At 48.7% G+C, this 22,556-nt stretch carries 18 protein-coding genes and 1 pseudogene; 15 read left to right on the forward strand and 4 right to left on the reverse strand.

Going from position 1 to position 22,556, the window contains the following annotated elements:
• The first annotated feature begins 3 nt into the window (after positions 1-3).
• Positions 4-891, forward strand: a complete 888-nt coding sequence (locus tag ON063_RS02740) for a Cof-type HAD-IIB family hydrolase (protein WP_214785398.1) — start codon at positions 4-6, stop codon at positions 889-891.
• Positions 892-962: 71 nt separating this feature from the next.
• Positions 963-1,952: a lipoate--protein ligase gene (locus ON063_RS02745; RefSeq protein WP_074037667.1), complete on the forward strand. Its 990-nt coding sequence runs from the start codon at positions 963-965 to the stop codon at positions 1,950-1,952.
• Between the two features lie 61 nt (positions 1,953-2,013).
• On the opposite strand, the gene ON063_RS02750 is transcribed toward ON063_RS02745, so the two are convergent.
• On the reverse strand, positions 2,014-2,877 hold the full coding sequence (locus ON063_RS02750; RefSeq protein WP_274664149.1) for an aminoglycoside phosphotransferase family protein: 864 nt from the start codon (positions 2,875-2,877) through the stop codon (positions 2,014-2,016).
• Positions 2,878-3,067: 190 nt separating this feature from the next.
• On the opposite strand from ON063_RS02750, the gene ON063_RS02755 reads away from it, so the two are divergent.
• The 11 genes and pseudogenes from ON063_RS02755 to ON063_RS02805 all read left to right on the forward strand — a co-directional run bounded on the left by ON063_RS02755 (position 3,068) and on the right by ON063_RS02805 (position 14,447).
• Positions 3,068-3,541: a PTS sugar transporter subunit IIA gene (locus ON063_RS02755; RefSeq protein ID WP_274664150.1), complete on the forward strand. Its 474-nt coding sequence runs from the start codon at positions 3,068-3,070 to the stop codon at positions 3,539-3,541.
• Between the two features lie 100 nt (positions 3,542-3,641).
• Positions 3,642-5,189, forward strand: a complete 1,548-nt coding sequence (locus ON063_RS02760; RefSeq protein ID WP_274664151.1) for a long-chain-fatty-acid--CoA ligase — start codon at positions 3,642-3,644, stop codon at positions 5,187-5,189.
• A gap of 91 nt (positions 5,190-5,280) precedes the next feature.
• Entirely contained in the window at positions 5,281-5,583 is a 303-nt protein-coding gene (locus ON063_RS02765; protein ID WP_214696181.1) for a metal-sensitive transcriptional regulator, read from the forward strand.
• 11 nt (positions 5,584-5,594) lie between these two features.
• Positions 5,595-6,839 (forward strand): heavy metal translocating P-type ATPase, encoded by a 1,245-nt coding sequence (locus ON063_RS02770; RefSeq protein ID WP_274664152.1) that lies wholly within the window; start codon positions 5,595-5,597, stop codon positions 6,837-6,839.
• Between the two features lie 22 nt (positions 6,840-6,861).
• Positions 6,862-7,656, forward strand: coding sequence for an HAD-IC family P-type ATPase (locus ON063_RS02775; RefSeq protein ID WP_446719120.1), 795 nt, complete (start codon positions 6,862-6,864; stop codon positions 7,654-7,656).
• Positions 7,653-7,859 carry a copper chaperone CopZ gene (gene copZ / locus ON063_RS02780; protein ID WP_074032640.1) on the forward strand — a complete coding sequence of 69 codons (207 nt, stop codon included), beginning with the start codon at positions 7,653-7,655 and terminating at the stop codon, positions 7,857-7,859. The genes ON063_RS02775 and copZ overlap by 4 nt, the downstream gene beginning before the upstream one ends.
• 308 nt (positions 7,860-8,167) lie before the next feature.
• A pseudogene (locus ON063_RS02785) lies at positions 8,168-8,789 on the forward strand (response regulator transcription factor).
• 26 nt (positions 8,790-8,815) lie between these two features.
• Entirely contained in the window at positions 8,816-10,156 is a 1,341-nt protein-coding gene (locus tag ON063_RS14845; protein ID WP_342455006.1) for a HAMP domain-containing sensor histidine kinase, read from the forward strand.
• 127 nt (positions 10,157-10,283) lie between these two features.
• The gene (locus ON063_RS02795; RefSeq protein WP_214747635.1) at positions 10,284-10,754 is read left to right on the forward strand and encodes a competence protein ComK; all 471 of its coding nucleotides are present in this window, start codon (positions 10,284-10,286) and stop codon (positions 10,752-10,754) included.
• Between the two features lie 86 nt (positions 10,755-10,840).
• A complete protein-coding gene (locus ON063_RS02800) occupies positions 10,841-13,909 on the forward strand; it encodes an efflux RND transporter permease subunit (RefSeq protein WP_274664154.1) in 3,069 nt (1,022 codons plus the stop codon).
• Positions 13,910-14,036: 127 nt separating this feature from the next.
• Positions 14,037-14,447 carry a hypothetical protein gene (locus ON063_RS02805; RefSeq protein ID WP_015880958.1) on the forward strand — a complete coding sequence of 137 codons (411 nt, stop codon included), beginning with the start codon at positions 14,037-14,039 and terminating at the stop codon, positions 14,445-14,447.
• A gap of 30 nt (positions 14,448-14,477) precedes the next feature.
• On the opposite strand, the gene ON063_RS02810 is transcribed toward ON063_RS02805, so the two are convergent.
• The 3 genes from ON063_RS02810 to ON063_RS02820 are packed head-to-tail and all read right to left on the reverse strand — an operon-like array spanning position 14,478 to position 15,266.
• Positions 14,478-14,618, reverse strand: coding sequence for a hypothetical protein (locus ON063_RS02810; RefSeq protein WP_274664155.1), 141 nt, complete (start codon positions 14,616-14,618; stop codon positions 14,478-14,480).
• Positions 14,618-14,830: a hypothetical protein gene (locus ON063_RS02815; RefSeq protein WP_274664156.1), complete on the reverse strand. Its 213-nt coding sequence runs from the start codon at positions 14,828-14,830 to the stop codon at positions 14,618-14,620. Before ON063_RS02815 ends, ON063_RS02810 begins: the two co-directional genes overlap by 1 nt.
• A gap of 55 nt (positions 14,831-14,885) precedes the next feature.
• Positions 14,886-15,266, reverse strand: coding sequence for a truncated hemoglobin (locus ON063_RS02820; protein WP_214696163.1), 381 nt, complete (start codon positions 15,264-15,266; stop codon positions 14,886-14,888).
• A 159-nt stretch (positions 15,267-15,425) separates the two neighbouring features.
• On the opposite strand from ON063_RS02820, the gene addB reads away from it, so the two are divergent.
• Entirely contained in the window at positions 15,426-18,863 is a 3,438-nt protein-coding gene (addB, locus tag ON063_RS02825; protein ID WP_274664157.1) for a helicase-exonuclease AddAB subunit AddB, read from the forward strand.
• Positions 18,841-22,458: a helicase-exonuclease AddAB subunit AddA gene (gene addA / locus ON063_RS02830; protein WP_274664158.1), complete on the forward strand. Its 3,618-nt coding sequence runs from the start codon at positions 18,841-18,843 to the stop codon at positions 22,456-22,458. The genes addB and addA overlap by 23 nt, the downstream gene beginning before the upstream one ends.
• Positions 22,459-22,556 lie beyond the last annotated feature (98 nt).

Consider the following 22,556-nt stretch of genomic DNA (forward strand, 5'->3'; position numbering starts at 1 on the left):
AAGATGGCAACGTATAAACTTTTTGTATCAGACATGGACGGTACGATTTTGCACAACCACACCAAGATTGCGAACGAGACGGCAGAAATCGTTCGTGAAGCAGAGGCAGCAGGCATTCGATTCGCAATTGCGACGGGGCGCAACTATGTGAATGCGAAACAAATTCTAGATGAGGTCGGTCTTTCTTGCCCAATCGTATCGTCGAATGGGGGACGTGTGCTCGACACATCAGGAGAAGTCCTTCATGAGATCGATTTGACGATTGAAGAGGCACTTCAGGTCATTGAAGTCCTTCATCAAGATCATAAGTATGCGGACGTCTTTTACGAGATGTACACGGAAGCTGGACTTGTGGCGAGCCGTGGTGACTTGATTGAAGCATCGATGAAAAACTTGAAAGCGAATGGTGACGACCGCTCGCTCGAGATGTATGAATTCTTTAAGAATCGCTATTACGTCAATGAAGACGTCAAGATTGTCGACGATATCGAGAGCTTCATTCGTGAGGAAGCGGGGCGTGTCTATAAGTTCATCGCGTTCTCAAGCCATCTCGAGAAAATGACGGCGCTTTGGAAAGAAATCGAAGCACAAGTCGAAGGTGTGTACGTCACATCTTCAGGTAATGACAACATTGAAGTGATGGCGCACGGCGCAGATAAAGGGAACGGTGTGACGAAGCTCGCTGAACATTATGGCATCGATTTATCAGAAGTCGTCGTGATTGGCGATAACTTAAATGATGTACCGATGTTCAAAGTGGCTGGAAAAGGGATTGCGATGGGGAACAGCCATGAGGACTTGATTGCTATCAGCGACCACGTCACAGAACGTCACGACGAGTATGGGGTGGCGAATGCCTTGAAACGAGTGATGACAGGTGAGTGGAAGTAAAAGATTTGTCGAGTCATCGTCTCGTCTCGTATAATACGAGTAACGAACATCCGACTAGGAGGAAATAGACTGTGAAATTTATTTTTAATCCAGATATCCGCGACCCGAAGCTTAACTTGGCGGTCGAAGAGTATATCTTAAAACATTTGAACGTAGACCATGAAGACTACTTCTTGTTTTATATCAACGGTCCATCGATCATCATCGGGAAAAACCAAAACACGTCTGAAGAGGTCAACTTGAAGTACATCGAAGAGAATGGTATCGATGTCGTACGTCGCCTCTCTGGTGGCGGTGCCGTCTATCACGATGAAGGAAACTTGAACTTCAGCTTCATCACAAAAGACGATGGCAACTCGTTCAATAACTATAAGAAGTTCACGCAACCGATTGTGGATGCGTTACGTAACCTCGGTGTCGAGGCGGAGCTGACTGGCCGTAACGATATTCAGGTCGGTGAACGTAAAATCAGCGGGAACGCACAATTCACGACGCGCGGACGCATGTTCAGCCACGGGACGCTCATGTTCAACTCGAACATTGAAGAAGTCGTCAACTCGCTCAACGTCTCGGAAGAGAAAATGCGTTCAAAAGGAATCAAGTCGGTCCGTAGCCGTGTGGCGAACATCACTGAATTTTTAGAGCGTGAGATGGAGATGGAACATTTCGTCGAAGCGTTGCTCCATTCGATTTACGATGGAGAGCAGCCAGAGCGTTACGTGCTTCGTGACGAGGATTGGGAAATTGTCCACGATATTTCGAAAGAGCGTTATGCGAACTGGGACTGGAACTTTGGGAAATCGCCGAAGTTTGATGTCGAGTCGAAACGTCGCTTCCCAATCGGGACGATCGATGTCCGCTTGAACGTCAACAAAGGAACGATCACTGAGGCGAAGATTTACGGTGATTTCTTCGGTGTCGGTGACATCCAAGATGTCGAGCAGGCGCTCGTCGGGACTCGTTTCGAACGTGCGGCCATCCGCGAGCAATTGATGCAACTCGATCTGAAGCACTACTTCGGAAATGTTGAGCTCGAGGAATTGGTTGATTTGATTAGTTAAAAGTAAAAAGGTGTTTCGGGATGAATTTCCGAAACACCTTTTTGATGTGATTCAAGAAAGGTTAACTTATTTCTGCTTTAAGGATGTCTAGGTTTCTCTCATAAAAATCTATATTTTGTTCAAGTCCTCTACGGTTACACCACCCAATACTGTTAAAAGCATCAGTAAATCGATAAAACGGAAGAACGCGTTCGAGATCGATCAATGGTCGAATACTTGTGTAACCTTCTTGATAGGCTTCGTATAACTGTAAGTCATGACTCAGATAGTCCCGATAAATCTTAGTGAAATCGACTTCTGTTGAACCAAAACGAACGGTTTCAAAGTCAATCAAACTTGAGACTTCAGATGATGTGACGAGGATATTACCTGGTCTAAAATCCATATGTATAAAACTAGGTCCATCAGGTTCCGGGAGCTGCAGTTTCATTTTTTCAAAAGTATGAATGGCTTTGTTATATAATGATTCCTCCAACAAAGGCTTTGCATCTGTCGCAAAACTATAAAATTGACGATCTAGAAATTTCGGCCACTCTTGAAAAACATTTTCGATATATGTGATTTTTTGATTAGTTGGTGGTGGAATGGAATGCATCTTAGCGTGCACTTCTCCCACCTGAAAAGCGATTGTGGCCGATGAATCTACGGAAAGTTGTACACCGGTTGATTCTTTCAAGAGCAGGGCACCGCTTGAATGTTCATCACCGGTCCAAAAGTCTAGCAATGTCGGAATTGGAATGTGAGCTTTTAAAAGTCGGTAAGCTTCAAGTTCACGAAATAATTTCACTTTCGAGAATGGGATTTTGATATAGACAGTCTCACCATTAGCTTGCACACACCGATAAACAGTTGAACTAAATGAATTTTCAACAGGAGCGGAATGTTGAATGTCCAAATCAAAAATATGGATAAGTTTTTCGAGCAATCTTCTCCCCCCTCAACACAAAAATCTATACATCTGACTAAAATACTTCACTCCAAAGTATAGCACCGGATTGTAGATGTTTGGCAGTTTCGTGAACGATGATGCTACGGATTGCACCTAGAAAAAATAAGGCGTATCATAATTTATGCAAACGCTTTCGTAGAGGCTGATCAAAATAGGAGGAGTAACGATGTATCGAAGGCTCAATGAATGGATGGATCCAAGTCGGATGTGGGTGACGGAACAAGCGACGTTTGAACGGGCTGTCATGGCGATAGGGCTAGAGTTGGAACGTAAAGAAATTGTCGATTCTTCATTTACACGAGTGATCCTGGATCAAGAAGCGATTATTCCGTCCGGAGTGAGTGACGTGGCCGAGCCGGTGGCTGTTATTGATATCCCAATCTCAATTTCAAAACGAGACGGCATCTCACTCCTTCATCTGTTGAATCCATGCGAGATGAAGACGATCACCGGTGAAACGATTCACGCGAAAGCCATCTTATTGATTACAGCTACGACGGAACCGAAAAAGCAGGCGTATCACAAATTGATTGATGATTTACTCATGGATGATGAATCACTCCAAGCGCTCGTTCACGTGCAAAGCCGAACGGGATTATATCACTTACAAACGAACTTTTTGGAAGCGTTTTCTTATTGAAACATTTCATGTACAATAGAAGTAATTGAAAAGAGCGCGGACAACGTGCTCTTTTTTATGGCTCAAAAGTGAATCATCATTCATTTAAAGGGGGATTACCATGGCAAACTTAGTCAAGTCACTACAAGAAGTGGTGGCCGCTCACCCGCAAAAAGCAGCGTATGTGTTTGGGGAAGACACAGTGAGTTACGGACAGTTTTATGGGCAAGTCAAGGCGATGGCATCGACGCTTGAACAAAAAGGGATTGGACAAGGCGATCACGTCGCCCTTGTTCTCGGCAACAGTCCAGCGTTCTTGATCGCGTACTTCGCCGTGTTGTCACGTGGAGGGGTCGTCATTCCGATCAACCCTACATACACGCCTGATGAAATGGCCTACATTCTGCTTGATGGGGACGTCAAAGGGATTGTCGGATTGTCACCGCTCGTCGCGCAGGCAGAGGCGGCACTCTCGAAGTTGCCTCAGTTGAAACTCGTCATCTCTGTCCCGTATGCGGATGTACCGGCATTGAAGCGTGAAGGTGAAATTGAGTTTATTCCGTTCGCGGAAGCGTTCGCACAAGCGGAAGGGACGTTCATTGAAGTCGATGAAGAAGAGGTTGCCGTCATTCTCTATACAAGTGGAACGACTGGAAAACCAAAAGGTGCGTTATTGACCCACCGGAACCTGTTCTCGAATGCGCATTCGATTGGAGAGTATTTGGATATCACACCGGAAGACAAGGCGTTGGCGGCATTACCGATGTTCCACGTATTCTGTTTGACGGTCATTGTCAACGCGCCACTTCTTCGTGGGGCGACGATTGTCATCTTACCGAAATTCTCACCGCAAGATGTATTCGACTTGGTGCCGAAGCATCGTGTGACATTGTTTGCGGGAGTACCGACGATGTACAACTTCTTGCTGCAGACGGCGATGAAAGTACCGGCCTATACGTCCGCGTTGAAACATGTCCGCGTGTTCGTCTCGGGAGGGGCGAGCTTACCGGTCCAACTGCTCGAGTCGTTTGAGCAGATGTTCGAATGTAAGATTCTCGAGGGCTATGGTCTGTCTGAGGCGTCACCGGTCACTTGCTTCAACCCGCTTCACGGCGAGCGAAAAGCGGGATCGATCGGACCTTCAATCGTTCATGTCGAAAACAAAGTCGTCGACGAGCTAGGGGAAGAAGTCGGCGTCGGTGAAGTCGGGGAATTGATTGTACGTGGACCGAACGTCATGAAAGGGTATTACAAGTTGCCGGAAGAGACGATGATGACGCTTCGCGACGGCTGGCTCTATACAGGGGATTTGGCTCGACGTGACGAGGACGGTTATTTCTATATCGTCGACCGGAAAAAGGATATGGTCATCGTCGGAGGTTATAACGTATACCCTCGTGAGGTAGAAGAAGTTCTATATCAACATCCTGATATCGTGGAAGCAGCGGTGATTGGTGTGCCGGATGCGGAGCAAGGAGAAGCGGTGAAGGCGTTCGTCGTCACGAAACATGAAGACGTGACAAAAGAGGATATTCGTGCGTACACACAAACAAAGTTGGCGAAATATAAGCAACCGACTTATATTGAAATCATCGAAGAGCTTCCGCGAAATACGACAGGTAAGATTTTACGAACCGTCTTGAAGAGCGAGGCATTCCAAAATAGTTGAGTAGAGAGGGGCGACTACGAGTCGTTCCTTTTTTACCTTTTCGTTTGACACTGTTACGGGGTAGGGGTATATTAATGGTGAGGTGATCAACATGGATGAATTTTTACATGAACAACCACTCGTTCCGCGTGATGATGCTGAGCGGGAGGCACTCGGAAAGCGTCTCAAACGAATCGAGGGACAAGTCCGGGGGATTCAAAAGATGGTCGAGAACGACCGCTATTGTGTCGATATTTTGACACAGACGTCAGCCATTCAGGCCGCGCTGAAGCAAGTCGAGATGCAACTGTTAGAACGTCATATGCGCAAGTGTTTGGTTCACGCAAGTGAGACGGAAAACATGGAACCTTACATTGATGAATTGATGACGATTGTCAGCCGCATCAAAAAATAAGGAGGGATTTCATGAAAACCGTTGAGTTATCCATACAAGGAATGACCTGTGCGGCTTGTTCGGCACGAATTGAAAAAGTGTTGAACAAGATGGACGGTGTCGAAGCGACGGTTAACCTGCCGCTCGAGACGGCAACCATTCGTGTCGATGAAGGCATTACAGAAGAAGAACTGATCGCCCGAATCGAAAAAATCGGATACGGAGCTGAACCAAAAGTGGAGATGGCGTCACCGCATGACTTACGTCCATTACAGCGGAAAGTCATCATCTCTGCCTTGTTGTCGGCACCTTTACTCCTCGTCATGTTGACGCATATACCAGGACTCGGATTTCATGCACCATGGCTGATGAACCCATGGTGGCAACTCGCTCTTGCGACGCCCGTTCAGTTTTGGATTGGCGCACAGTTTTATCAAGGGGCCTATAAGAGCTTAAAGAGCGGTTCGGCGAACATGGATGTGCTCGTCGCGACGGGAACGTCGGCCGCATACTTTTACTCTGTTTTTGAAATGATTGTACACCCGATGAATCCGCATCTCTACTTCGAAACGAGTGCCGTCCTCATCACGCTCGTCCTGCTCGGGAAATGGTTAGAAGGACGAGCGAAAGAGAAGACGACCGATGCGTTAAAATCACTCTTATCGCTTCAGGCGAAAGAGGCAATCCTCTTTGTCGATGGAGAAGAACGGTCTGTCGCCGTTGAGCTCGTCAAAGTAGGTGACGTTCTCGTTGTGCGTCCAGGAGAGAAGATTCCGGTGGACGGACGCATCATCGAAGGAGAGACGGTCATCGATGAATCGATGTTGACCGGTGAATCGATTCCAGCCGAGAAAACGGTCGATGCTGAAGTCGTCGGCGGTACGATCAACCAGTCTCACCGGATCCTCATGCGGGCAGAACGAGTCGGGAAAGAGACGATGCTCGCTCAAATCGTCCGTGTCGTCGAGCAAGCACAAACGGATAAGGCACCGATTCAACGGCAGGCCGACCGTATCTCTGGTGTGTTCGTGCCGATTGTCGTAGCCATCAGTGCCGTCACATTTGCCGTCTGGGCATTTCTTTTAAATGATATCGATACGGCCATTCGCGCATCAATCGCAGTACTTGTCATCGCTTGTCCGTGTGCGCTCGGTTTGGCAACACCGACGTCGATCATGGTCGGAACGGGACGAGCGGCAGAACAAGGTGTATTGTTCAAAGGTGGCGGGCAACTCGAATCACTCAATGAAGCAAACATCGTCGTGTTTTGGAGATGAGATGGCGCTCCGCCGTGCCGTTATGGCAGAACGCCAATCGACGCATCCTTTGGCGGCGGCGATCGGTCGAGAAGCCGGCGATGGTGTCGTAACGAAAGTGGAAGAGTTGGCGGGTCGTGGTGTCAAAGCGGTCGTTGACGGAAAAGTACTTGTCATCGGGTCTGTTCGAATGATGGAAGAGCTCGGATACAAATTGCCAGATTGGCCGATGCGGGCGATGACTCCGGTCTATGTCGCAGATAAGAGCGGGATTGTCGCGGCGTTCGGGTTGCAAGATCAATTGAAACCGAAAAGCCGTGATGTCGTGCAAGCACTTAGCCAAACACGTGACGTGTATGTGTTGACGGGTGACCGAAAAGAAGTCGCCTATGCGATTGCCGATGAACTTGGCCTTCCACACCATCAAGTCATTGCCGAAGTCCTTCCGGTCGAGAAGGCAGACCAAATCGAACACTTGAAGCAATCAGGTCGTGTCGCCATGGTAGGGGATGGGATGAACGACGCTCCTGCCCTTGCAGTCGCGGACGTCGGGATTGCATTCGGTAGCGGTACAGATGTCGCGCTCGAGGCGGCAGATGTTACAATTGTAGGGCAAGATATTGAAGGCGTGAGTCGAGCGATGAATATGAGCCGCTTGACGATGAAAAACATTCGTCAAAACTTGTTCTGGGCGCTCGCTTATAATAGTCTTGGCATACCGGTCGCTGCAGCGGGGTTACTTGCCCCATGGATTGCCGGTGCGGCGATGGCGTTCAGTTCGGTGTCTGTCGTCTTGAACGCATTACGATTAAAAACACAAGGAGGATCATCATCATGAAAGAAACAACGTTAACAGTAGAAGGTATGACATGCAATCACTGCAAGGCTGCCGTTGAGGGAGCATTGAACGAATTGAACGGCGTCGAATCAGCAACCGTATCTCTTCAAGAGCATCGGGTCGACGTGATTCACGAAGATTCTGTCTCACGCGAGGCGATGGTCGAAGCAGTCGAAGAGCAAGGATACGACGTAAAGGCATAATGACGAGGGGTCCCGAGTGAAATCGGGACTTTTTTTGTTGTATTCAACAAATAGGATGTATGCTATATTTAAGTTGATAATGAGAATCGGTATCAACGGGAGGCGGACATCATGGAAATCATCATGATCAGTGGAGTGTTGGCGTTGATTAGTGGGGGCACAGCGTTTTTGGCGCAACAGCTACGAACAAATTCAGTACGTTGAAGAAGGTGCGATTTCGTTGCCTTCTTTTTTTGACTCTAAACCTTTCCCATCATTTCACGACAATTGTTTGATATGATGAGAAAAAACGTGTTGAGGTGACTTGAATGTATACAATCTACTTAGTCGACGATGAAGCAAACTTGAATAAAATGCTCGTCACGTATCTAGAACAGGAAGGATACAACGTTCGCTCATTCGCGGACGGGACATCCGCGCAAGAAGCGATCCCGGATCAGCCAGACTTATGGGTGCTTGACATCATGCTGCCGGACTTGGATGGTTTTCAATTGCTGAAACAAATCAAGGCCGTCAATGCCAATACACCGACCATCTTCATTTCAGCCCGAGACGAGGACATCGACAAAATCATTGGTCTTGAGATGGGATCGGATGATTACATTGCGAAGCCATTTCTCCCGAGAGAACTTGTCATTCGCGTCAAAAAACTGATTGATCGTGTCTACGGATCGAAGTCGAATGAACATATCGAGTACGGAGAGTATACAATATATCCGGACAAACGACTCATCAAACACGGGGATGAAGAGATTGATTTGACTTCGAAAGAATTCGACTTACTCCTTCTCTTCCTCGAACATCCGGGTTCGGCTTTATCGCGTGAACAGATTCTTGAAGGAGTTTGGGGGAACGATTATTTCGGTTCGGACCGAGTCGTCGAAGCTCGAAACGCTTTACGGTATCGGCTACCGTCTCGTCAGACCATGATGAACGCCATCAAGCCGAAGCGTCTCATGTGGAAGATATGGGTACTCATCCTTCTCATCATCGTGACCCTCGCGCTCATGATTTTGATTACGGTCCGCTCTTCTATCACCCAGTTCATTGATGAACAAGTATATGAGACGTTACGAGATGTAGACTATTATTTGGGCAATACGAATGAGTTGGAGAATTATCCGCAAAATCCAATCGAGTATGACCGACGTCAGCAAGAGTCGCGTTCGGTCAACCAATTGATTTTTCTTCCGAACGGACGAATCATCTACGGATCGGCACCGCTCGAATTGACGAATCGCATGTATCAGGAAGCATTGAATCAAAGTGGTCAAGTCGAGCGATATCAGACGACGATTGACGGGGAAGACGTCTATTACATCATTCGTCAAAATGAATACGATGGTACGATCGTCTATCAAGCATCCTACGCTTGGGATGCGTACCGTCGTGAATTAGTCTCGACGTTGTATTTGCGCATTTCAATTCTGATTGGTGTCATCAGTCTCTTGTCGCTCATCCCGGCACTGCTCATGTCTCGCCAATTGACGAAACCGATCGTCGAGATGGAACGTGCGGTCGAGAAAATTTCGAATCGCCAATGGGAGACGGCTCTTCCGCTAGATCGACAAGATGAACTTGGACAATTGGCCCACTCGATTGATGCGATGCGCAAAGAATTGAAGGAACAGGATCTCGCTCAACAAGCGTTACTCCAAAACATCTCACATGATTTGAAAACGCCAATTATGGTCATCCGTGGATATGCCCAGTCGATCGGGGACGGGATCTATCCGACGGGAGACTTGAAAGGGTCTTCTGAAGTTATTGACGAAGAGGCATCTCGACTTGAAAAGAAAGTTGTCGACTTGCTGTATGTGACGAAGCTCGAATATTTCAAAGGACAAGAAATGAAACTTGAACCAATCAATCTGGATAAATTGATGGAACTCCTTGTCGCGCGCTTTAAACTGAGAGGACAGCTTGATTGGGAAATCAATGGAGAAGGCGGAGAGATGCTCGGGGACGGGGAACAGATTCGGGTCGCATTTGAGAACGTTCTCGACAATGCGCTTCGTTATGCGGAGACATGCATTCGAATTGACTTAAACCGAGATGAGTCTGGCGTGGAAATCATCATCTTTAATGATGGGCCACCCGTTGACGAGAGCCTTGATTTATTCCATCAGTTCTCTCGTGGCAAACAAGGAAAGTTCGGACTCGGGTTATTTATCGTCCAACGGATTGTGACACTTCACACAGGGGAAGTCTCCCTTCGAAATACAGGAGACGGAACTGCGGTGAGATTTTATTTTCCGCGACTCAAACCGAATCATGCTTTAAAATCTAACGCTTGATTTTGAAAACCAGCCAGGAAACGGCTGGTTTTTTTATGGGAAATGTCAAAAAGTCGATTTGCGGGGCGTGCAGAATCCTGGTATGAATGACATGTAAGTCATTACATACGTTATGGGGGATGAAAAGATGAGTAGATTGACCAATGAAACGAGAGCTTTAATTCCTGTATTTAACGAGTTTGGCGAAGCGGAGACGCTCGTGTATCAACCGGAAGGCGTGATGCGAGTGAAAGGGTCACCCATCGACCTATTAGAACATGCATGTTTATACTATGGATCGAGCATTCAAGGTAGAATCGAGGCTGCGCGTCACGTTCTCGGTCCACATCGGAAAACACCTGTTGTGATGGATTGGCACGCTGACGCGGTCTTCTTTCCGACGATTGCAAAGGAGAGCCCAGACTGTGCGTGGATCAATTTTCAGCACGTGACAGCCATCAAAAAAGACGGAAATCAGACACTCATTCAGTTTTTGACAGGTGAATCGGTCAAGGTTCACGTATCCGACCATACGGTGGCAAGGCAAAAACAACGGTCAATCGAATTATCATACGCATTTCAAAAACGTTTCCATGACAGCACATTGCAACACGCTTAAGGATTGAATTCAATACGAAACCCCTCTATGATGAAGAAGAGATATCATATGTGTATTTGCACATCTTCCGAAAGTGAGGGGTTTTTATGTTTTTTGAAAAAATGATTGAGCGAGGGAAACTGGTCATCGTGTTTCTTCTCGTCGCAATCGTCGTAGGTGTGCTGACGTTCTTCCAGCTCCCTAAACGTGAGATTCCGGAAACGGGAATCAATATCGTACTCGTTCAAACACCATATCCTGGTGCGACTGCCGAAACGGTTGAACGTAGTGTGACCGGCGTGTTAGAAGAAGAACTACGTAGTCTAGAAGGAGTGGAGAACGTGACGTCGATTTCGGCTTCAGAGTTCTCAAACATTACGGTCGAGTATGCAGATGGGACTGACCAGGCAGAGTTTCAGGCGAACGTACGCCAAGCTTTGTCTGACGCAACACCAAAGCTACCAGAAAACGCACTCGCACCGACAGTCAATGACTCGCTCGGTCAATTACCGGTTGCCTCATACTTGTTGACGGCAGATGATCGTGAATTATTCGAGGATGTTCGTGCAGACATCGAGGAATTAGAATCGAACCTTCTGCGAACAGATGGTGTGACAGGGGTCACCGTCAAAGGTCTACCGGAGCAAGAGTATGTCGTCTCACTCGACTCCGAAGAACTCAGTGCACGGCAGCTCGCCTTCCCTGACGTGTTGACAGCAATTAACGAAGAGTATAAGACGACACCACTCGGTCGCCAATCGACCGATGAAGGCATCTATCAACTGGCGATCGACAACTTGACGAATGTGAACGACATGGAGCAAGTCATTGTCGGTTCGTTCAATGGAGAGCCAGTCTTGTTAGAAGATGTCGGAACGGTTGAAGAGACGGCGAAAAGTGAGACGGACCTCGTTTCATTAGACGGAAAACCAGCCGTTTCCATCACTGTACCGATTGAGTCAGGTTTAGATATCCCAACGATGCAAGACCGTGTCAACGAGGTAGTGGAAGACGGTCTTGGAGATTTGGACGGTTTTGAGCTTGTTCCGTATTATGAACAGGCGAAGGCAGTCGATGCAATCTTCTCGTCACTGACGCGTGAATTCATTATCGCGATCATCGCCGTCATCGCCGTGACAACGATTGGTCTCACGTTCTCTGGGTCAATCATCGTCAGTTTGGCGATCCCGCTGTCATTCTTGATCGCGTTGATCCCATTACAATTCACCGGGGTCGACTTGAACCAGATCTCGATTATTGGAGCAATCATCGCCTTGGGGATTTTGGTCGATGACGCGATCGTCGTCAATGACAACATTTTACGACGGTACCGTAGTGGTGATTCCGCGATGCTCGGAGCAGTGCGGGGAACGAAAGAAGTATGGGGCTCGATTGTCACGTCGACACTCGCGGTCGTCTTCGCCTTCCTTCCGCTCACGTTGCTATCTGGAGCGAACGGAAACTTCATCCGTGCCTTGCCGACGGTGCTCGCGCTCTCTGTTTTGGCCTCGATGGTCATCAGTTTGACGCTAGTCCCAATCGCGCAATATCGCTTGAACCGAAAAGAAGTGAAAGTATCGAAGCGTGAACCGGGTTGGCTCGGCGGACCACTCAATCGTCTCAGTAACTTCTATGCCGACCGTCTGTTACCGAGTGTCGCGAAACGTCCTTGGACGTTCGGGATTGTCGGTTTCGTCATCACGACAGCGCTATATGGATTGATTCTTCTCACGCCGTTTGAGTTCTTCCCGGCGGCGAACCGTCCGGAAGTCGTGACAAGTGTGACGTTGCCTGTACAGACGGATTTAGAAGAGACAGAAGCACGTCTTGAAGAAATCGAAGCAAGGTTCCAAGAAGAAGAAGGGGTCGTTGAAACATCGATCTTTGCAGGTAGTGGACTTCCTGGTCTATTCACGGGTGGACTCGATCAGTCCGGTGAAAACACAGGGCAAGTCGTTGTTCGTGTCGATAATGAATCAATCGATGCCATCGAGTTGATTGATAAATACACGAATGAGTTGCGTGAGGCATATCCTGATGCAGAAATCTTCTTAGATACGCAACAACAAGGACCACCGGCATCGGCACCTGTCGAGTTCACGATGCGTAGCGAAACGATTGATCAGCTCGTCGCTGCACGGGACCAAGTGAAGGCCGACTTGGAAGAAATCGATGGCGCCATCGTCCTCGATAACATCAAAGAGCCCTTCCAAACGCTCACATACGAACTAAATCGTGAGGAGATGGCCCAAGCGGGTGTCACAGCGAAAGCCATCAGTGATCAAATCCGACTCGTCACAGACGGGATTCCAATCGGCACGTTCGATGACGGAGTGGAACAGCGTGACGTGAAGATTGTCATCGATGCGGAAGCAAACCGTGAGGCACTTGCGCTTGATGACATTTTAATCCCGGTCGAAACGGAAGCCGGTCCACCGGTTGCACCGCTTAGCACGTTCGTGACAGAAACGACGACTGAGCAAATTCAACAAATTCCTCGCGAGAATGGAGAACGTTCGGTCACACTCCAAATTTATGCGAGTGAGGGCATGGATGAAGATACGTTCAAGCAAGATGTCGAGCAAGTATTGGATGACGCGAAGTCTGGGTTAGAAGATGAAGGAATCACGTTCGACCAGTCCGGGGCGAGTGATACGCAGAATGAGTTCTTCTTAGAGCTTGCGACATTGTTCGTCGTCGTCTTGTTCTTGATTTACTTGATCATCGCGTTCCAGTTCAACTCACTCTCGTTGCCATTACTTGTCTTGTTCACAATTTATCTCGCAATCGCTGGAGCGGTCGTCGGGTTGTTCGTGACACAGACGCCGTTCAGTTTCATGGCATCGATGGGGATGGTATCGCTTGCGGGAATCGTCGTCCGGAACGCAGTCGTCCTGTTCGAGTTTATCGAACAACGCATTCGTGAAGGCTTACCGGTCACGACCGCCGTGTACGAAGCTGGACGTGCTCGGATTCGTCCGATTCTCTTGACAGCACTTACTGCAGTCGTTGCCCTCCTACCGGTCGCACTTGGAGAAGACCCGCTCTTCAAACCGCTTGCGATTGGAATTGTATCGGGTATTCTATTCTCGACTGTGTTGACTCTCGTGCTTGTCCCGGCATACTACCTGATTTTGGCGAAACGCCGTCACAAGGATAAACCGTTTACAGAATGATTCAGCTTGAAGATGTGATGCCGTATGGTGTCACATCTTTTTTTGAACCATTTGTCACATGTTTTGGGTGATGTTGTATGGGTATAATTAGAAGAGAGGTTTTGAACAGTATGGGAGGGAATTGAAGATGAACGATTCATATACTTGGCTTAATCGCCGTAAGGTACGACCCGCATACAGTGTGACTGGGAGCCGTTCTTGGTCGAGTGAGCGTGTCGTTCGACCAGACCGTGCGCGTGGGAAGATGGTACGCGACGTGAAACGTGTACGTCGTCCATATGTAGACGAATACGGCAATCGTCGTTGGACGACGGGACGTGTCGTCGTCACGGATGCGTCACGTAAGGCACGGGCGCATGGACATGGCGATACAGCCGTACAGTTAGAGTTCTCGACACCGACACCGTATGAGCGTGTGAAAGAGATGATCCCGACGAAGCGCGTTCTCGTTCCGGTTGTGGCCGGACTTGCCGTTGTCGGTGGGATTGCTGGTGTTGCATATGCACTCCGTAAAAAGAAACGAAATAAGAAGAATTAAAAAAAATCGCCGAATTTTTCGGCGATTTTTTTATTTGAAGCGTTCAGCGAGGATGCGCTCGAGTTCACGTTGCCCGAGTTCACGCATTTCTGCCTCATTTTCTTCGTCGTATGCTTCGTCCGTGAAGCGTCCGACAAATTCAACTTTGCCGTTTCCAAGTTCACGGAACACTAAGTTTTTGCGATCGTTGTAAAACGACAGACGCCTTTGATGTGATCCATGTTCTTCTCTTCCGGTTGATCCTCATCATCGTCCTCATCTTCTTCTGCTTCAGCAGCTTCGTTAGCTTCATCAAGCGCGTCGGCGAGGACTACCGTTTCTTCTTTTTCTTCTGTCCCCTCTTCTTCAGATGAGACGACTTCTTTTTTTTCTTCTTCTGTCATGTGAAACGACCTCCTTTACTTACTTTCCTATCATACCCACTTTTTATAGTTGTGACTACTCAAAATGATGCGAGCAAACGCGGACGACATTCGAAGAGGACATGATCAGTCGCTGGAAGAGCTGACGTTTGATCGATTCTGGCGCGTCGACTGTCTTAAGCGCTTGCTCCATACATCCGAGCCAATGTCCGGCATGTGTCTCAGAAATTGGATGTTCATGATGAATCATCGCTAAATTCCCACCACCGCGACGTTCCGAATACAACTTCGGACCACCGAGCAATTGGGTCAAAAATTCGAATTGGTGTTGCTTCACTCGCTCTTTGTCTTCCGGAAACAGCGGAAGTAGAATCGGGTCGGCATAGACGAGGTCATAAAACGCGTCAACGAGTTGTTGAACGCCGCTTTCGCCTCCAAATTGTTCATAGGCACTCACATTCATTCCCCCTCATACGTTCAGTCTAATCGATTTCGACCAAAAATGGGAATGATGCAAGCTGTTACTTTTTTGACTAGGGTAAAGAGGAGGTTTCCCTCTACAAATAAGAGCAGATGGTTCATAATGAAAGAAAAAAGGGAAGGAGTGTTCGCTAAAATGACAGTAACCTTTCACGTCGGTCGATCGGGAACGGGGAAAAGTGAACGGATGATCGAACAGGTCATTCAAGAACTGAAACAAAACCCGAGCGGACCAACGATTTATATGATCGTGCCGGACCAAATGTCGTTTGAAATGGAGAAAAAGATGGCGACAGTGGACGACCTACGCGGCTCGACAAGAATCCAAGTGCTGTCGATGCGCCGTCTTGCATTTTTGATGATGCGGGATGCGGGAGTGGCGACCGACCAATTTTTAGATCAGACGGGGACACATCTGTTGTTGCGGAGAGTCGTCGAGATGAGCGAGGAACGCTTGACCTTGTTCCGTCGAACGATGAACCAGTTCGGATTTTATGAAGAGTTGAACCAACTGATTTCGATGTTGAAGCGAGGGCTTGTCGAACCTGAACATCTGTTGCGGTTGAGTGAACAAGCGCAACACCGTGCCTTGAAGTTACAGGACCTCTCCATCATCTATGAAGGATTTTTAAAGGTGACAGAAGGGAAGTCGCTGCATGCGGAAGATTACTTTAACGTCCTGTTGCAATTGTTGCCCGAGACGGATTTGACGGGAGTCCGTGTTTACGTGGACGGATTTAATGAGTTCTCGGAGCAGGAATTAGCCGTCCTCGTCGGTCTTGCGGAAAAAGTCGACGTCGATGTGTTGCTGACGCTTGACCCTTCATCGATGTATCGTCCTGACCCATTGTTTGGACCGACGCAACGGACGCTTATGCGCTTCAAGGAACTCTTGTCGGAACGACAACTTCAATCGGTCGACAAACCGTATGACACCATCTATCGCTATACGCATCCAAGCCTTCGCTATTTAGAGGCGACGTTTGACCAGATGACGGCAGAGCCGTATACAGGGGCAGAGAACCACGTCGATTTACATGCTGCTGTCGACCGGACTGTCGAGGTGGAAGCGGCCGTTCGAGAAGTCATCCGACTCACCCGTGAAGAAGGATATCGTTACCGAGATATCGCGCTCATTTCGCGTTCACTCGAAGAGTATGGCGATTTGGCATCGCAGGCGTTACAAAAAATGGGACTCCCTTACTTCCTAGATGAACGGCAACCGATGCTTGACCATCCGCTCGTCGAATTGTTGAAAGCAACCATCGACATCGCCTTGCGTAGCTATCGGGAGGAGGCGGTCTTCCGGGCATTGAAGACGGAACTCGTCGTCCTCGACCCGACACATCGACGCACGTCCGTCGACCGTCTCGAAGCATTCGTCATTGAGCGCGGGATCAAACACTATCACTGGCACGATGCATGGCAATTGCGTCGTCGTACAGGGGAAGAAGCGCGACTGACGAGTGAAGAGCTAGACGTCGAAGCGGAGTTGAATCGATACCGGGAACGCGTCATCGAAACGTTCGATCCGTTGTTAGCGGATTTGAAGCAGGCGAAGACGATGCAAGCCTATACGCATGCCATGTATGCCTTTTTGGAGCGGATTGGTGTATCGGACTGTCTGACGCATTGGCGTGACGAGGCGATTGAAGAAGCACAGTTGCTCGAAGCGCGTGAGCATACCCAAGTGTGGGACGCGGTCTTACATCTACTCGAACAATTGGAAGCGGCAGCTCCGGAAGAGACGTTGTCGACGGAACTGTTTCTCCAGATGATGGACACTGGGCTAGACAGTCTACGTTATGCGCTCATCCCACCCTCACTCGATCAGTTGACGGTGACGGACTATGTCCGTGGTCGATTGATTGATAAAAAAGTGGTGTTTTTGCTCGGGGCAAATGAAGATCAAATTCCTCTCGTCACGACACAGTCCAAACTGTTGACCGATCACGACTTGGACTTCATGCATGAGAACGGACTGCGTGCCGGGAAAGCGACCGAGCACTTGTTTGATGATGAAACGTATTACTTATATAAAGCAGTGACGGCACCGAGTGAGCGTCTCTATATTAGCTACGCCCTCATCGACAGAACCGGTAAGGCGGTTCAACCAGCACGTTTTATTGCTGATTTGAAGGCGCGTCTCCACAAAAACATCATCAAGACACATTTTGCTGAAGCAGGAGAGCATCGACCACGTGACCAGTTCGCCTTTTTGACGAACGTGAACCAGACGGCAGCTGTCACGGCTCTTGAACTGCAACGATTGAGTCGTCATTATCCGATTCAAGATATGTGGTTCGCCGTCTATAACGAACTGTTAAAACATCCGGATGGTCGTGAACGTTTGCAGTTGTTGACGAGCGCCCTGTTCTATCAAAATATCCCGAAATCACTAGACGACAATGTGGCTAAATCTCTTTATACACCGTCGATTCGGGCGAGTGTCTCGCGACTTGAGACGTTCCAAGCATGTCCGTTCAAACATTTTGCCAGTTATGGCCTGCGTCTGAAAGAACGCCGATTGTATCGACTCGAGGCACCGGATATCGGAAACTTGTATCACCGGACGATTGAACATATGTCTCAGACGGTGAAGATGGACGGAAAAGAATGGCGAGATGTGGCACCTGATGAATGTGTGAACTTAGCGGAACAGGCAGTAGAACTCGTGACGCCTGAAATTCAACACGCCATTCTGATGAGTTCAAATCGTTACGCCTATTTAAAGAAAAAATTGACGGACGTCGTCAGCAAGACGGCAGAAGTATTGATTGAACAGTCGAAACGGGACGGATTTGACCCGAAAGCGTTTGAACTCGCGTTCGGGAGTGGGCAGTTCCCACCTGTATCGTTCACGTTATCGAATGGAGCCACATGTGAGCTCATCGGTCGCATCGACCGTGTCGACACGGCGATGGTCCACGATCAGCTGTACGTTCGCATCGTCGATTATAAGTCGAGCAAGCGTGAAGTCGACTTCGCGGAAATTTACTATGGTCTTGCCATGCAGATGCTCATCTACTTGAAAGTATTAGTGGAACAGGCGGAGGTATGGACGAAAGAGAACGTAGCGCCGGCTGCGGCACTGTATTTCCACGTTCACCGCCCACTCGTCCCACCGGCAGGTTCTGAGGAAGAGACGCGACAGAAAGTATTGGAGTCGTATCAGATGCAGGGGTTGTTGGTCGACGATCCGGAAATTTTGGAGATGATGGACCGCTCTGCGAAAGGATCTTCGAAAAAATCGATTGTCATCCCGGTCAAATATAAAAAAGATGGCACACCTGATTCGAATACACTGAAAAAGATTGTCACACCACCTCAACTCGAACAATTGATGGACCATGCGTTTGACGTCGTCAAATCGAGTGCCGAAGAGATGTATGAAGGAAAGATTGACGTAGAACCGTACGAATATAAAGAGCGCCGCCCATGTCAAACATGTCCGTACCAGAGTGTCTGCCATTTTGACGAGGCGCTCGCGAATGAACCACGCAAATTGAAAAAGTTAGAGAAAGAAGATGTATTTCAGGAGTTAGGAGGGGATGACCGTGAAATGGACGAATGATCAATTCGCCGCAATTGAAGCGAGGGGAAGTCACGTACTTGTCTCGGCTGCGGCCGGTTCAGGAAAGACAGCAGTTCTCGTTGAACGGTTGTCTAGCCGATTGCTGGACGAAGCGGATGCGTTGACGGCAGACCGTATGCTCGTCGTCACGTTTACAAACGCGGCAGCTGCAGAAATGAAGCGACGCATCGCAAAAGCGCTTGAAGAGGCGTTGCGCGACGACCCGACGAATGAGTATGTCCGAAAACAACGACAAATGTTGAACCGGGCTCTCATTACAACCATCCACTCGTTCTGTTTAGAAGTGATTCGCGAGAATTACTATTTGTTAGACTTAGACCCGGCATTCAAGATTGCGGAAGAACGCGACCTCGTATTGTTACAAGATGATGTGTTAGAAGAGGTGCTTGAAGAGGAGTACGGAAAGCAGGATACGGACTTCTTCGCCCTCGTCGATGCCTATACGTCAGACCGTGGCGATAGCGAAATCGAAGACCTCATTCTTGGTCTTTATCACTATGCTCGTACACTCCCAGACCCTGACGCCTATTTGGACAAACTCATTTCGATGTATTCGTTCGGAGATGACCCGGATCAAGAAGCCATCCTCATCGAGTTCGGTCACATGCTGTGGCAGGACATTGAGAAAGCGGTGCGTGACCTGCGGAAGCTCGAGGCGGAACTTCGGGTTGCGGGCTATGAGCCGCAGTCGGAAAACATTCGTCAGGCGATTTTCCCGTTTGAACAGTTAGAAGGGGAAGAGATTGTCTGGAGTGAACTCGAAACGGCTGCACGTGCGATGAAGTTTGGGACGATGAAAGCCGTCCCTAAAAAAGAGGAGCATCAAATTTATCATGAGGTGCTCAAACCGGCCTACGATCAAGCGAAGAAGAAGTTGACGGCAGCTGCTGAACGGGCGCGTGTCAGTGGGGCGGATCTATTAGAGAGCGTCTCGATGCAACAACCTCTCGTCAAGACGCTCGTCCGAACGGTCCGTGCGTTCGGAACAGCTTATGAGCAAGCGAAACGTGACCGAGCCTTCGTCGACTTTAGCGACTTGGAACATTATGCGCTTGCCATTTTGCGGCAGGAGGATGGACCGTCTGACGTCGCGGCTCTATACAAGGAACGTTTCGTCGAGGTACTGGTCGATGAATATCAAGATACGAACGAAATTCAAGAGACAATCATCAACCTTGTCGCAAATGAACGAGAAGAGATTGGGAACTTGTTCATGGTTGGAGACATCAAGCAGTCGATTTATCGATTCCGTCATGCGGAGCCGGGTCTCTTCATCGATAAGGCGACGCGTTTCAAACAGGCGGACACGGGAAAACGAATTGATCTCTCTCAAAACTTCCGAAGTCGGGCAGAGGTGCTTCATGGCATCAATGACTTGTTCGTCCAGCTCATGGATGAAGAGGTCGGAGAAATCGCTTATGATGAGGCCGCTCAACTCGTGCCGGGTCGTGAATATGAACCGATTCCAGCGCATCCCGAATTCATGATTGTCGACGGGACAAGTCGTGAATTATCGAAACAGGAAGTCGAGGGACGAGCCATCGCAACCCGAATCCTAGAATTAGTATCTGGGGATGAACCGTTCAAAGTGACGGATGAAGTGACGGGCCAACTAAGAAACTGTGAGTACCGGGACATCGTGATTCTCGTCCGTTCGAAAAAAGGACGAGTTGAACAGTTGATGGACATTTTGACACAGTACAACATTCCGGCTTATACGGATTCAGATGGCGGCTATTTTCAAGCGACAGAGATTCGAATGATTCTTGCTCTCTTGAAAGTGATTGATAATCCCCTTCAGGACATCCCACTCGCCGGTGCGCTCCGTTCCCCGATGTTTCGATTTGATGATGGGGAATTGGCACGAATCCGACTCGAGTCCGAAGATTCTTTCTTTGAAGCCTTGAAAGCAAAAGCGGATGACGATGATGAGCTTGGCGTGAAGTGTGGGGAGTTTCTCGATCGTCTTTCTCACTGGCGTACGTATGCACGCAACCATAGCTTGTCCGAATTGATTCAACAGCTATTTAACGACACCGGGTTTTATGACTTCTCAGGTGGATTGCCTGGTGGGAAAGGGCGCCAGGAAAATTTAAAAGCGCTTTATGACCGCGCCCTCTCTTACGAGCGAAGCGGCTATCGTGGACTGTATCGCTTCTTACGTGTCATGGACCGATTGCAGGATACAGGGGAGGATTTATCCGAGGCGCGTTCTCTCGGCGATGAGGAGAACGTCGTTAGCATCATGACCGTGCATAAATCCAAAGGTCTCGAGTTCCCGGTGACGATTGTCGCCCAGCTCGGGAAACAGTTCAATACACTCGACCAGAAACAGCGCGTCATTTTCCATAAGCAATATGGGATTTCACTCGATGCGATTGATGTCGTGACACGCACGAAATCGGAAACGTTCGTGAAAGAGATGATCCGGCGAGATTTGGATGCGACGATGAAAGCCGAAGAGATGCGTGTCCTTTATGTCGCATTGACAAGGGCAAAAGAGAAACTCATTCTCGTCGGTACGGTTGGAGATTCAGCTAAACAGCTCCAACAATGGCTACAGGTCGGGCAATCTGGGGAATTATTAGCAAGTGAGGCGAGACGAGAGGCGAAAACGTACTTGGATTGGATTGCGCCAGCACTCTTACGTTTGCCAAGTGCCACGACATTCATCGAGTCGTTCGGTTTCACGGTACCCGCTTCATTTTATGAATCGACTTCGTGGACCTACCGTTTGATTGGAGAAGACGATCTTGCAGAGATTGCGACACTTCAAGAAATGATGGCACAACTCCACCATGTGCAACGATTTGAAGCGATTGATTTCCCTATTCAAAATGAGGATGAGACGATTCGTGCCGTCCACAAAGCGTTAACTTATACCTATCCAGCTCAGGATGCTGTGCGCACAGCGGCAAAACAGACGGTGACGGAATTGAAACGGGCGATGCAACTGGAACAAGCCGCCTTCGAAGACCCGGTTCGCCCGATCGATACACCTTATCGGGAGCCGAAATGGCGTCAAGTGAAACAGACCGGTGCCGAACGGGGGACTACGTTACATTTGATTTTCCAAATGGCTGACCCGAATCAACCGATTGTCGACCAAATCGATAAATGGGAGCAGCAAGGAATGCTCAGTCCGGTCGAGGCTGAGACGGCGCGTCTTGCCATTCCTGACGTCGAAGCATTTTTCCAGACCGACGTCGGGCAGGCGCTCGCCGGCGCGCTTGAGCGAGGCACGGCGTGGCGAGAGCTTCCATTCACCTATACCGTACCAGCTGAACGAGTCAACCCGGATGGACAGTTTACGGATGAGGACGTCTTGATTCAAGGGATTATCGATTGTCTGTATTTCGACGGAACATCGTATGTCCTGTTGGATTATAAATCAGATGCCGTTGTTCATTTGTCTGAATCTCGTGAAGACGCACACGAGCGACTCCGTGAGCGATACGCGATTCAGTTGCAGCTGTACCGAGAGGCCATTGAGACGATTTGGGAGATTCGCGTCGAACAGACGCTCATTTACTCACTTGATTTACAAGAAATCGTCACGGTGACAACTTCATAGAAGTTACACGTTGAGCGATGTCAGCTACATGACATCGCTCTTTTTGCTATGTGCATCTTCACATTCTAAATCGTTGACAAGTGAGCTATGGAGGAGTA

The sequence above is a fragment of the Exiguobacterium sp. B2(2022) genome (genome assembly GCF_028823655.1).
Lineage (GTDB): Bacteria > Bacillota > Bacilli > Exiguobacteriales > Exiguobacteriaceae > Exiguobacterium > Exiguobacterium aestuarii_A.